This window comes from Chryseobacterium echinoideorum (assembly GCF_007474535.1).
Taxonomy (GTDB): domain Bacteria; phylum Bacteroidota; class Bacteroidia; order Flavobacteriales; family Weeksellaceae; genus Chryseobacterium; species Chryseobacterium echinoideorum.
Genome location: NZ_VKNW01000001.1, coordinates 134,344 through 146,685 on the forward strand (window position 1 = coordinate 134,344; position 12,342 = coordinate 146,685).

12 protein-coding genes are annotated in these 12,342 nt (G+C 35.6%); all 12 read left to right on the forward strand.

Annotated features, from left to right (window positions below):
* The first annotated feature begins 9 nt into the window (after window positions 1-9).
* The 12 genes from FOL89_RS00645 to FOL89_RS00700 all read left to right on the forward strand — a co-directional run bounded on the left by FOL89_RS00645 (window position 10) and on the right by FOL89_RS00700 (window position 12,281).
* The gene (locus FOL89_RS00645) at window positions 10-978 is read left to right on the forward strand and encodes a hypothetical protein (RefSeq protein ID WP_144280918.1); all 969 of its coding nucleotides are present in this window, start codon (window positions 10-12) and stop codon (window positions 976-978) included.
* A 40-nt stretch (window positions 979-1,018) separates the two neighbouring features.
* On the forward strand, window positions 1,019-1,651 hold the full coding sequence (locus tag FOL89_RS00650; RefSeq protein WP_144280919.1) for a hypothetical protein: 633 nt from the start codon (window positions 1,019-1,021) through the stop codon (window positions 1,649-1,651).
* Between the two features lie 4 nt (window positions 1,652-1,655).
* Window positions 1,656-3,347 carry a hypothetical protein gene (locus FOL89_RS00655; protein WP_144280920.1) on the forward strand — a complete coding sequence of 564 codons (1,692 nt, stop codon included), beginning with the start codon at window positions 1,656-1,658 and terminating at the stop codon, window positions 3,345-3,347.
* A gap of 13 nt (window positions 3,348-3,360) precedes the next feature.
* Window positions 3,361-4,260 carry a hypothetical protein gene (locus FOL89_RS00660; RefSeq protein ID WP_144280921.1) on the forward strand — a complete coding sequence of 300 codons (900 nt, stop codon included), beginning with the start codon at window positions 3,361-3,363 and terminating at the stop codon, window positions 4,258-4,260.
* Window positions 4,261-4,271: 11 nt separating this feature from the next.
* Entirely contained in the window at window positions 4,272-5,231 is a 960-nt protein-coding gene (locus FOL89_RS00665) for a hypothetical protein (protein ID WP_144280922.1), read from the forward strand.
* 19 nt (window positions 5,232-5,250) lie between these two features.
* Window positions 5,251-6,423, forward strand: a complete 1,173-nt coding sequence (locus FOL89_RS00670; RefSeq protein WP_144280923.1) for a hypothetical protein — start codon at window positions 5,251-5,253, stop codon at window positions 6,421-6,423.
* Window positions 6,424-6,500: 77 nt separating this feature from the next.
* Window positions 6,501-7,520: a hypothetical protein gene (locus tag FOL89_RS00675; RefSeq protein ID WP_144280924.1), complete on the forward strand. Its 1,020-nt coding sequence runs from the start codon at window positions 6,501-6,503 to the stop codon at window positions 7,518-7,520.
* A gap of 12 nt (window positions 7,521-7,532) precedes the next feature.
* On the forward strand, window positions 7,533-8,594 hold the full coding sequence (locus FOL89_RS00680; RefSeq protein ID WP_144280925.1) for a hypothetical protein: 1,062 nt from the start codon (window positions 7,533-7,535) through the stop codon (window positions 8,592-8,594).
* A 1-nt stretch (window position 8,595) separates the two neighbouring features.
* The gene (locus FOL89_RS00685) at window positions 8,596-8,913 is read left to right on the forward strand and encodes a hypothetical protein (protein ID WP_144280926.1); all 318 of its coding nucleotides are present in this window, start codon (window positions 8,596-8,598) and stop codon (window positions 8,911-8,913) included.
* 79 nt (window positions 8,914-8,992) lie between these two features.
* Complete coding sequence (locus FOL89_RS00690) at window positions 8,993-10,810, forward strand: tetratricopeptide repeat-containing sensor histidine kinase (RefSeq protein WP_144280927.1); 1,818 nt, start codon at window positions 8,993-8,995, stop codon at window positions 10,808-10,810.
* A gap of 103 nt (window positions 10,811-10,913) precedes the next feature.
* Window positions 10,914-11,612 (forward strand): hypothetical protein, encoded by a 699-nt coding sequence (locus FOL89_RS00695; protein WP_228444832.1) that lies wholly within the window; start codon window positions 10,914-10,916, stop codon window positions 11,610-11,612.
* Between the two features lie 21 nt (window positions 11,613-11,633).
* A complete protein-coding gene (locus FOL89_RS00700; protein ID WP_144280928.1) occupies window positions 11,634-12,281 on the forward strand; it encodes a response regulator in 648 nt (215 codons plus the stop codon).
* Window positions 12,282-12,342: the final 61 nt, after the last annotated feature.

Below are 12,342 nucleotides of genomic sequence, written 5' to 3' on the forward strand. Positions count from 1 at the left end.
TGAACAGCAATGAAAACAAAATTACTACTTTCGTTGGCATTTTTAGTGGCGATTTCTACCATCAATGCCCAAACTTTAGGTGATTTTAAGCCGGGAAAGGCAGGTCCTGTAAGCTTAGAAAAGCCAAAATTTGATAACAAAAATGTATATATATCTGATTTTGCGGTGCATTATCAGGTCTATAGCGAGAAATCTGCTTCTAAAAAAGGAGGTTCGGGTATATTCGGTGCGGTAATGGGCGCAGCAAAAGCCTCATTGGCTGTTGGTTTGGATATTTCGCAGGAAACACTTCAAAATATTACAAATAAGGCTTATGCTAAGTTCATAGCAGATTTAAAGTCAAAAGGCTTCAATGTAATGACAGCAGAAGAAGGCAAAAACAAAGATTTCTATAAAGGATATCAGTACAGCACCAACTTAAATATGACTCCTTCAAATATTGTAGAAGGTGCTGTTACAGTCCATCCGCAAAACGTAGGTTTCTTCTACAAAGAAAAAGGCTCGACAGAAAATACCACAAAACTTTCTAAAGAACTTAATGATGCAGCCGTTGTTCGCGTTGATTTATTTGTGATGTTTGTTGAAACAAGAGGTTCCGGCAAAAGCGGCATCGGAGCTAATGTAGTAGCCAAAACCAATCTGGTGTTGTCGGAAGATAATACCATTGCCCATTTTGTAGTAGGAAGAAACAAAATTGGAGGTTCTCCTTTGGCAGAATATCAAGGTGTCCTAAAAAAAGATTTAGATATTGACGGAGTAATTAAGGAAGAAAAAATTACCAATTATGTAGCTTCTGATTACGACAATTGGGGAACAAAAACGGCTTTTGGCACGTTATACTCGGCAAAAAATAAAGCGACAGCTAAAGCTGCAATAGTTCCGGCAGATGCTCAAAAATATGAAAAAGGAGTTGAACAGGCTATTGATATGTTTCTAAAACATCACCTCAACGAATTTCATTCAAAATATTATAAATAGTGGATCTGATTTTTTAATTTTAGATTAAAAACTATTTACGATGTCACTGCAATCTAGCCTCAACCATCAAATAAAAAGTTACAGAAAGTGGGATCTCGTTATCTTTCTTAGCCTTACTTTATTATCTGTACTTAATGGAAAAACTACTGTTTTTTACCTTATTTATTTTTTTTGGTGGAATGCTTTGATGCAGTTGATAGTAGATTTTTACTTCAGAAAACGAAACGAATATGCAATTTGCGAAAACAAAGAAAAATTTGAATTTAGCAGTTTGTTTTTGATGGGAATTTACTGGGTATTTATCGTGGTTTTTTTCGGATTTATCGCAGGATCAGACAATCACGAAATCATCTTTACCAATATGGAAGTTTTGTTTTTTCAGAATTGGTTTTTCAATAGCAATCTTATTTTTATTTTTATTGAAAGAATACTCATTCATAAAACAAAGCAGCCGGTACAAATTTATTTGAGTGCATTCAGTCCCAATGCTATTGTGCTGCACATTTCCATCATTATTGGTGGCATCGTGATGTTTTTTGTAATAAAAAATTATCCGGAAATTTTCACACCCGAAAACCAATGGGGTTCTGTGATGATTGTGCTTCCTTTTCTTCTGCTGAAAATTCTGGTGCAGTCATTAACAAAATCAGACAATCAAACTCAAAAAAACTAAAACAATGAAAACAACGATCATATTGCTGCTGATTTTTTTTAATATGAATCTTTCAGCACAAACCATCGACTGGAAAAATGCTCCACTAAATCCTGCTGCTGTTTTTTATACTACCAATCATTACAACGTCAACGGACCTATTCAAGAGTTTAGTGCCAAAAGCAGAGGTGGTGAGATTTTTTATCTGCATTTTAATGAATCAGGAAAGTTGGTAGAAAAAATCACATCGCAAGCTGCGGGAACGAGTAAAATACAATTCACTTATCAATATGATGCCAAAGGAAAACTGATAAGTGAAACCACTGCATTCCTTGACAGTAAAGGGGCAAAAAGCTATGAAAGTACAACTTCTATTACAGTAAATGACAAAGGTTTGGTGACCAAAAAAGGTTCAATGATTTGCAGTTATGACAATAATGACCGCCTGATTTCAGTTATAAATAAAGATAAAAGCGGTAAAGTAATTTACAAACAGGAATTTGTTTACAATACACTTGGTCAGGTTATCTCCGAAAAAATTACTGATCCTCACGCTGCTACAGGCGTGATGGAAACCGAAGAGTTTAAATTTTCTTACACTAAAAATAACAGAGGCGGTTGGGATGTTGTGATGCACATTTATAAAGAAGGAAAACTGGCAACCAAAGGAAGTATTCCGCTGATTACCTCTTCATTTGTCCGACAAAAAAGAGAACAGATATTTAATAATCCGCAGAAGTTTTCTTTTGATGAAGCAGGTTTGGAAGCATTTGACCCGAATATTGTCAGAGTGATGGTGGATCAATATAATAATCTAAGAGGTCAATTTGTCATTCGGTTAAAACAAGATTTCTATCCGGTAAATGTCACCTATTATAACAATATTCTGAGCTTAGCAAAACCAAAGCAATCACAGGAAAATAACGCTACATATAATAATTCTAGGATAAATCCGGCAGAATTGCCCGGTCAGACTACAGAAACAAGATTGTACAACGGAAAATATAACCAGGAAGCCGCTCTGCAAAAAGTAAATAATTACATTGATGTATTGAAAGGAGAAGGAAATTTTACGTTTAAAAAAACAGACGAGCTTTCGAAATATCATTTTACAGCAAATTGGCAGCAAAACTTGGGCGAACCGAATAAGAAGCTGGTAGTGGTAATAGAATATATCATTGGTGAAAAAGATCTAACCTTGAAATTGAAAAATGCTACCTATTTTCAGTCCCGAGAAAAGTTTCTTATTCTTACTAAAAATGATAAAAACGAATCGGTGAGAAAACTCTACAGCAATCAGGAAGGAATGTTTATCAATGCTTTGTTTGGCTATCTTGACATTAAAAACAATTTTAATCAAAATAATTATACTGATAATAAGCCGGTTACATATAGTAAAAACGAAATTGCTTCAATAACAAAAAATTATCAGGATCAACTCAGGAAAAGCAAAAGTGATGGGGATCAGGTGATTTATAAAATTATCAAAGATCAAAAAGCAGAAAACAAAACCGAAGATCAGATAGCTTCATATTTTTATGAGATGTATAAAAGCTTGTATTCTAATGATAAAGAAAGCTCTTTTATGCTGGTATACAGAATTGGAACGGTAAGCAGTTATTGGGGTATTCAGAAAAAAGTTAAGCAAATGATGACACCGGATCAATATAAGTATTTTAGCCAGCAGGCGTATAATTATGTAATGAAAAAAAACTAGTACAACGAATTCTATGAAAACCACTTCTATATTATTTTTAGCAATCCTTTGCTTCTTAGGAAATTTTATGCTGGCTCAGAATTTTATTCCGTATTATCCAATCGAATGGGATTTCAGAAACCAAGTGGATTTGATTGATTTTTCACAGGTGAAAAGTCTGACCACGAAAGAATTGAAAATGGAACAAACCGAAGAAATTCCTGTTTCAGAAATTTATTTGAAGTGGAACAATACCTATCAACTGACTGATTATCAATTTGTGAATTATAATAGCAGTTATTCCGATTTCGATATCAAATTCAATTATGCCGATGCACATTCCCAAAAATTAAAATCGGTACAAATTATCAATCCCAATACGTTGAAAATCATTGAAGATTGGCAATATACTTATGGCGCTTTTGATGTAGAAAAGATAAAAGTCAATCGCTTTTTGGATACAAAACCAGAACCTAAAGTTTTTGAAGTAAAATATGAAGGAAATGATGATGATTATACACAGGAAAAAATTACGTCTGGAAATTCAGCGGAAAATAAGTCAGAATTTTGGTATAAATCTAATAAGGACGGGACTACATTGCGTTTATCCAAAAAACATTTCGGAGGAAAATTTACCGAAACAGATAGTCTTATTTTAGATAAAAACGATAAAGCACTCGAAAGGAAAGTGGCCAATTTTGGAGCGGATAGATATACGAAATATATCTATAAATCCCGAAAAGTAAATGTTGCTGGAGATCAATTTGACTATCGGGATCTGGAACTTATACAACGAGATGGGAAAGATTCAGAAAGATTTGAGTATCAATTCGATAAAAAAGGAAACTGGACGGAGCGCAAAACTTATGAAATGAAAGCGGGGAAATGGCAAGTTACCCAAATGACAAAAAGAGAGATTGAATACCGTAACTAAAAATATAAATGATGAAAATTATTACCCTGCTTTTACTAATGATGTGTTTCGGATCAAAAGCACAAAACTATGAACATCTCACACTACCCAAAACGTATTGGCGGTCATTGGGCTTTCAGAAACAGCCTGAAGTTGTCAAAACGGTTTATTACAAAAGTGACAGTTTGGGGTATGAATCATCAATGGTTGAGATGATTTTTTTTAACAAAGAAGGGAGGCTGATCAAAAAACACAACAGCATATTAGGGAAATTTGCAAGTCATACCACGCACTATTATTACTATGTGAATGATATGCTTGATAACATCAAAACAGTAGCTTCGTCACAAAACTTCAATGCTGACCAAAAATTTCATTATGATGCAAAAGGTGTTTTGCAAAAAGTTACAGCTTCAGGCGTTTACACCAATTTTACCGACACCTATCAGTACGATCAAAACGGGATGGTAAGTTCCATCCAACGAACCTATCAAAACGGAAGCAAAAAAGAAGCTTTCTTTGACCATCGGAAAAATACGGTCACAGAAAAACAAACGAGCACCAAAGGAACGGTTGCGGAAACCATCTTTGTGTATGATGGTGATGATATGTTGGCTTCTTTTCAAAAAGATGGTAAAAATAGAATTCGGATCAATGACAAAGATCGCCGCATTGAGTTTACGATAAAAATAACAGAAAATGATCCGTTGGCTTACATTTTAAACTTGCGAAAATTGAAGCAGGAAGATGCTAAGAAATTTCAGCAAACCATAGGTGATTTAAGAACAAATTCGAGTGCAATCATTTCGTTTGATATTCCGGCAGAAAGTAAAAATGAAAACGGCGACTGGACGAAAAGATTACAAGTTGATAAACACTTTGGTGTGCAGCGAAGAATGGTTTTCAGAGAGATTAAATACAGCGACGGCAGCAAAAGCGGCAGTACAGCATTCGATTTGATTTTTGATCAGAAAGTGAAGCGGATTAAATAACGATTTTAAAACAAACAAAATGAAAGCGATCATCACATTATTGTTTTTAATAGTAGGTACTTGCGTATTGGGTCAAACTACCGAAACCCGTACTTACAATGGCAAATACACCAAAGAAACGGCATTGAAGAAAATTAATGAATATCTGAAAATCGTTCAGTCTGAAAATTTGAAATTTGTAGGCGGCGAATCTTCTCCATATCAAATTGATGGAATTTGGGAACAAAAGCTAGCCGGAAAAGACAAAATTACGGTAGGAATACGATATGTGATTGAGGACAAAAGTTTGTCTATTATGATTATTAGTGCGGTGGTGGCAAAAGGTGGAGATTTCATTATGCTTTCTCCGCAAAGCAATGACGAGGCCAACCGAAAAGCATACAACAATCAGGTGAAATTGTTTGCTGATGTTCCTTTTAATTTTATGACCATCAACCAAAATATTGTTAATACACAAAATAATAGTGCTGCAACCAATGCCAATAGCATCAACACAAAAAAGTTGAAGGATTACTCTTCTGAAGAAGCTAAAGTTTTTATAAAAAAATGGAAGGAACTCAACGGAAACAATCTAAAAGACAAAATGTTAACCACTTATCTTCACAATCGTTTTGGAAGTTGGGATATCATAGGATATTCTTCTGAAGAAATCAGTCATATTTGCGCAAATATGTTTAATGAAATTTATAGCATTGAAAAGAGCGCAGCCTATGATTTAATTTTAAACTTCCCCGAAAGCTGGAAAACGAACGAACGTCTAAAGAGCGTTATTTCTAAACTAAATAAAGACCAGCAGCTTTACATCAAAAACACAGCTACCGCAAAAAAGACAGAGTCAAATAATATTCCTGTCAATTCTTACGGCGATATGTCCATAGAAGTAAAATCATATTTGGAAGAATACCGAAAGAACCCCAATGATTTAAAAAACTATTTGAAAAACCGACAAAGCAATTGGGAACAAAAAGGCAATTCTCCAGAAGCTATTGTTCAGATTTGTGTGAATATGTTTAAGGAAATTTATGCTAAAGATAAAGATGCTTCTTTTGAATTAATGATGAAGTTGCCACGAAATATTGATGTGAAGAAAATCCTTCCAATGCTTACTGAGGACGAAAGAAAATTTATCCGGGAAAAAGCAAAGCAACGACTCCAAAAATACAGCGGTTCGTACAGTACTAAAACCAATTAAAAAACGAATTCTTTAGAATTTTTAAGGCTGGAAAACTTTGATTCCCCTTTAATTATTTCAATTTTAAATTTTCACAAATGAAAAACCTGATTATTGTCTGTTTGCTATTCTTTCTAGCAAATGCTTTCGCCCAATCCCTGCCCGAAATCAGCTGCCAGGATTACGGCTACAAAAAGCAGGTGAAAAAAGTAGAACAAATCTATTATAGTTTTGACGGCGAAAACGTAGAAAAGGTCGAAAAACTAATCCGTGTTTTCAATGCCGATGGAAATTTGGAAAGCTACGAAAACCAAAGTTTTCTGGACGAAAGCTGGGCGAAATCAAAAACGGTTTACAAAAACGGTCGTTTGCATCAGGAAATCTGGCAACACAGCAATCCGTATCTGAACCGAACTTATACCTATGAATACGACAAAGAAAACCGCATAATCAAAGAAAAAATTCGATTTAAAGACGGTGCCAAAAGTTATATCGACTTTCAATACCAAAACAAACAATTAAATTTAATCGATGCCGAAATTGATGGCGTAAAATCCAGTACAGAAAGGCATTATAGCCAGAATGGAAATTTATACAAAGAAATCCATCACCAAAAAGTTCCGGGCGAAGCCGACATTATTACCAACTATTTTTATCTCGAAGATCGTGAAATTTTGTCTTTTGTAGCACCGCAAAGTTACTTCTATGCAACGGCTTATCTGAAAGACGCGATGGATGAAATTGCAATGGAAATCAAATTTAAACTCATCGAAGACAGCACCGCTCAAAGCAAGATATTGAAAGGCATTCAGCGTTTTGATGCCGAAGTGCCAAAAGACAATTTACCTTTTGATTTGCAGGGGTATTCTGAACAGACTTTGCAGGTGTATTCCAAAAATCCAGAAGAATTGAAACCTTATCGAATGTTGGTATTTCTCCGGGACGAACATAAAAATATCATTGCCGAAGCAGAAGTGGATATAAAGACCAAAAAGATTGCAGGAATTGGCTTCTTTCAAATCACTTATGCCGATGGAACAGTCATGGGAAATACTGATTTTCAGCATAAAAAGGTATACATTTTTGAAGCAATGTTAGAAAAATATCAACTTCCATAATATTCAATTGATATGAAAATTATTTTACAAAAATACCTGAACCTATTCCTTATTTTTATCAGCATTTTTTCTGCGCAGAAAACCTTTGCCAATGCTGCTCAACCTGGCATCTGGAACGCCGGAGGAACGGTTTTTACGATGTTGTATCCCGAAGACAGTCTGAGTTTCAAGAAAGTGCAGATGCGGCAGGAATGCATTTACATTCAGCTTTACAAAGGTTTTGCCGTGGTAAAAGGAAGCTATGTTTTTAAAAATACAAGCAACGAAAACCTGCAATTTAAAATGGGGTATCCGGTAAACGGCATCTATTCGGGTGGCGAAACGGATCTCAACCAAATTACCCTCGACAGTTTAAGTCAATTTAAAATCAAAGCCAAAGAACGTTGGTTAGATTTAATCAAAGAAAATCATCCGGAACTCAATCACAACGATCGAAATGTAAATCCATTCAGCGACAATTGGATGGTTTGGCAAATGGCTTTTGCACCGAACGAAATTCAGACAGTAGAGGTTTATTTTATCGTGAATACCAATGATGCGCAGGTACGAAAAGGTTACAATTTGGAAAACCGAAATGCTTTTATCTATCTTTTGGAAAGCGGCAGCGTATGGCATCAACCCATCGAAAAAGGAATTTTTTATGTACAGCTGAAAGACGGATTAACACCGGAAAATCTACAAGGTTTGTCGGGTGGATTTAACTTTAAATTCAATGAAAAATACCAACTATTTGCCGGAAGCAAAAGCAATTTTTCGCCCACACCCGCCGATAACCTCGTGGCATCTTATTACGAAAAAATTGAAAATTTCGACTTTGCGAAACATACCGCCCAGTCAGAGAAATTATTCAACACCATTGATGAACTCAGCCGAATTCCGTTCAATGAACTTACTTACACCGAAGCAGAATTAGGCAATCCATACGGAGTAAAAAGCACCATTAGCGGAGCTTTGCCGGGTTTGCTGACGCTATTTGTCATCATCGCTCCATTTCTGATTATCGCTGCTTTGGTTGCCATTTTGATTTGGGGATTTGTGAAATGGCGGAAAATTAAAAAGCAAAAAGGACAATGAAATGGTAGCATTGGCTTTGTTTTTTATCGTGATCATTGGGTTGATATTACTGCTCATTCCTTTATTGAAAAAGGTTTTAAACGATTATGAACTCGCGCTGGAAAGCCGTTCGGAAAAATTCACAGAAGAAAAACCAAACGCGCTTCAACAAGCGATGAACCAATCGGTAGAACAACGCTGGCAAGAGTTGGATGAACTTTTGACCCACTCAGAAAACCAGGCTTCCATTCTGCGGAACTCAGCAGAAATATTACAATCGCTTCAGATTTATTTGCAATCCATCCTGAAAATTTTCAAATCCGAAGAAAGTTCTGCTTGATTTTTTTATTAATTTAACAGCTTATAATGAAAAGAGTGGATTTGATGGAGTAATTCAATTCTTATTAAGCTTTCGTAATATGAAACAAACGCTACTTTTAATACTGTGTTTTTATATTTTTTCGTTCAACAAAACATTCGCCCAAACCCAAAAAACGGTTGACAGCATCCGGCAAATTGTGGCACAGCAAAAAGCTTATCCGAAGAAAATTTCGGTGTTGCAGGATCATTTGAAAAAGATTTACCAAAAAGATTTTGATGCGACCATTCAGCTTTCGAGATGGGGTTTGGAATTGGCAAAAGCCGAAAGCGACAAAGTGAATCAGGGTGATTTTTTGCGCTACATCGGGCTTTCTTATGGAAAGAAAGGGAAAATCGACAGCGCATCTGTTTATTATTACCAAGCACTTCCGTTGTTGGAAAAGTCGGGCAACAGCGAGAAGCTAGGTTTGCTCTACGATGATATGGCGAGAATGTACCGCAAATTAAAACAACCGAAAAGGTCGTTGGAATTTTACGACAAAGCTTTGAAATTGTATGAAGATGAAAACGATCTTGAAGGAATTGCCCGCATCAACAATGAAAGTGGGGTCGTTTTCAGGGATGATTTTCAGAATTATAAGGAAGCAAATATTCGTTTCGAAAAATCATTGCGCATTCAGCAACAGCGGAACGACAGCGTGGGAATTGGCTACGCATTGGAATTTCTGGGTTATAATCAATTGTTGATCAAAGATTATAAAAAATCGGAAAATTATCTGAAACAGGCGCTCGAAATCCGTAAAAAACTGGATGATGACTTTGCTTTGATGCTCAATTATACGGCTTTGGGTGAATTTTACAAAGAAACCAAACAGCACCAACTTTCCAATGAATATTTTGAACAAAGCAATGCTTTAGCCCGAAAAATCAAATTTACCGACATTCAAAAATACAATTACGAACAAATTACCAGCAATTATGAAGCGCTGGGCAATTATCAAAAAGCTTTTGAGAGTTTGAAATCGTTTAACGTGCTGAATGACAGTTTGTACACGGCTCAAAAACTGAAAGATGTAGAAGAAATTTCCACCAAATACGAAACGGCAGAAAAAGAAAATCAAATCCTACAACAACAGGCAAAATTGACCAACCGTAATTTCTGGATTTTTGGTTTGGCGGCTTTGGCAGTTATTATTGGTTTGATGGGTTTTCTGTTTTATAAACAACAGGTGCTGAAAAACCTTCGCCAAAAACAAGACAACGAACTGAAATTGGCGCATCAAAAAATTGAAAATCAAAACAAATTGCAGGAGCAGCGTTTGTCGATTTCTCGGGATTTGCACGACAATATCGGGGCGCAATTGAGCTTTATCATTTCCGCCATCGACACCATTAAATATTATGTGAACGACAAAGACGAAAACCTGATCGGTAGATTGAGCAACATTGGTTCCTTTGCCAAAGAAACCATTCAGGAACTGCGGGATACCATTTGGGCAATGAACAAACAAGGCATTACCATCAAAGATTTAGAAAGTCGGATTGCCAATTTCATCGAAAAAGCGAAACAGTCGCAAAGCGATACCCAGATTGAATTTCAGGTTGCCAATGATGTGTCGGAAGAAGAAGTTTTTACGGGCATTCAGGGGTTGAATATTTTCAGAATAATTCAGGAAGCTACCAACAATGCTTTTAAATATGCAGTCGCCAACCGGATTGAAATTCTCATTTCCAAAGAAAATTCAGCCCTTCAATTTCAGGTAATAGATGACGGAAAAGGATTTAAAGAAAACGAAATTGAACCCGGAAACGGCTTGCTGAATATGCGAAAAAGAGCACTGGAATTAAACAGCGAATTGGAACTGCAATCGGAACTGGGGAAAGGAACGAAAGTGTTTTTTACTGTAAAGAGTTAAATGCTTTGATGGAAGAAATCAGTATCAGAATGATTTTTCAGGAAAAAAGGAGCATTGAATACATCACTTAATTAGAATAAAAAATCCATTGTTTAAACAAAGGATGCTTAAAAAAAATAAATTTTTGGAACATCGATTTTACACTAAAACAAAAAAAGAACAAAACAGAATTCAGGTTTATGTAGCTCTTATCACCTTGATTATCTTATTTTTATTTGTTTTACTGTTTGGGTTGCTGAAACTATATTTATTGATTTTTATTGTTATTCCCATAATTATATCGGTGGTTGCCCCATTTTTTGATGTGCCATCAATGAAGAAAACCGGGAAAATAGTTTACCTCTCCTCACTTTTATTAGTGGAAGAACCCAAAAATGGAATAATGAAAATACACGGAGGTACGCTTTTCGATTACTTTTTTGTGATTGACAGTGAATTAAAGGGCAGGCAAAGGATAAATTTTATTCTTTCTAAGTTTTTGCAGGGACTCTTAAAGTTAATTGAGGAGAAAAAAAATTCCAATGAAGATGAATTAATTATTCGGGGAACCAGCTACATTATCAATGAACGAACGGCTCGGAATATTGGTTTTAAAATAATAGAAACCGACAACCTTCAAAAATTCATTTTGATTTTTAATTATGTCAATATATTAGTTAGTCAATCTTTTGCAAGAGGAAAATTATCCTTTCCAAGACTATCCAATATCAAAACATTTGAAATAAAAGTTTCTGAATTGATTGAAAAAGAAGGGCTTATTAAAAAATTAAGTGAAAGGTTGGCAAATAGTGCAAACCGTTAAAAGCGTAAAAGAAACTTAACAATGAAAACAAGAATCGCCATCATCGAAGACAATAATTTTCTTATCAAAAGTGTTAAGGATAAATTATCATTATTTGAAAATATACAGCTTTCTTTTACGGCAAATGACGGCATGCAGTGTATGAAAAAATTGCAGACAGATAAACGCACCGACCTCATTTTGATGGACATCGAAATGCCCCGAAAAAACGGGATTGAAACGACCAAATTGGTCAAACAAAAATACCCGCAGATCAAAATCATTATGCTTACGGTTTTTGACGATGATGAAAATATTTTCAATGCGATAAAAGCCGGAGCAGACGGTTACCTGCTTAAAGAAATACCACCGAAAGAACTGCACGATGCCATTGTGCAAACATTGGAAGGCGGTGCAGTGATGACGCCGTCCATTGCGATGAAAACCTTAAAATTGCTGCGGCATCCGTTAACAATTCAACCCGAAAATTCAGAACCCATTACCCTTACCACACGCGAAACCGAAGTCTTGGAACAACTTTCGAAAGGGCTTCCTTACACCGCCATTGCTGAAAATTTATTCATTTCGCCTTCAACCGTTCGGCGTCACACCGAAAACATTTATCAGAAATTGCATGTGCATTCAAAAATTGAAGCGGTGGAGATGGCAAAGAGAAATAGGTTGATTTAATTGCTTCAAAATATTTTTTTTATTCATTTTTTGAAGGTAAAATTGTTCGGCTGTTGAGTAA

What these genes read in the sequence shown, in the direction of transcription:
- FOL89_RS00645 (WP_144280918.1), top strand. Translation starts at nt 10, where the DNA reads ATGAAAACAAAATTACTACTTTCGTTGGCATTTTTAGTGGCGATTTCT.
- FOL89_RS00650 (WP_144280919.1), top strand. Translation starts at nt 1,019, where the DNA reads ATGTCACTGCAATCTAGCCTCAACCATCAAATAAAAAGTTACAGAAAG.
- FOL89_RS00655 (WP_144280920.1), top strand. Translation starts at nt 1,656, where the DNA reads ATGAAAACAACGATCATATTGCTGCTGATTTTTTTTAATATGAATCTT.
- FOL89_RS00660 (WP_144280921.1), top strand. Translation starts at nt 3,361, where the DNA reads ATGAAAACCACTTCTATATTATTTTTAGCAATCCTTTGCTTCTTAGGA.
- FOL89_RS00665 (WP_144280922.1), top strand. Translation starts at nt 4,272, where the DNA reads ATGAAAATTATTACCCTGCTTTTACTAATGATGTGTTTCGGATCAAAA.
- FOL89_RS00670 (WP_144280923.1), top strand. Translation starts at nt 5,251, where the DNA reads ATGAAAGCGATCATCACATTATTGTTTTTAATAGTAGGTACTTGCGTA.
- FOL89_RS00675 (WP_144280924.1), top strand. Translation starts at nt 6,501, where the DNA reads ATGAAAAACCTGATTATTGTCTGTTTGCTATTCTTTCTAGCAAATGCT.
- FOL89_RS00680 (WP_144280925.1), top strand. Translation starts at nt 7,533, where the DNA reads ATGAAAATTATTTTACAAAAATACCTGAACCTATTCCTTATTTTTATC.
- FOL89_RS00685 (WP_144280926.1), top strand. Translation starts at nt 8,596, where the DNA reads ATGGTAGCATTGGCTTTGTTTTTTATCGTGATCATTGGGTTGATATTA.
- FOL89_RS00690 (WP_144280927.1), top strand. Translation starts at nt 8,993, where the DNA reads ATGAAACAAACGCTACTTTTAATACTGTGTTTTTATATTTTTTCGTTC.
- FOL89_RS00695 (WP_228444832.1), top strand. Translation starts at nt 10,914, where the DNA reads ATGCTTAAAAAAAATAAATTTTTGGAACATCGATTTTACACTAAAACA.
- FOL89_RS00700 (WP_144280928.1), top strand. Translation starts at nt 11,634, where the DNA reads ATGAAAACAAGAATCGCCATCATCGAAGACAATAATTTTCTTATCAAA.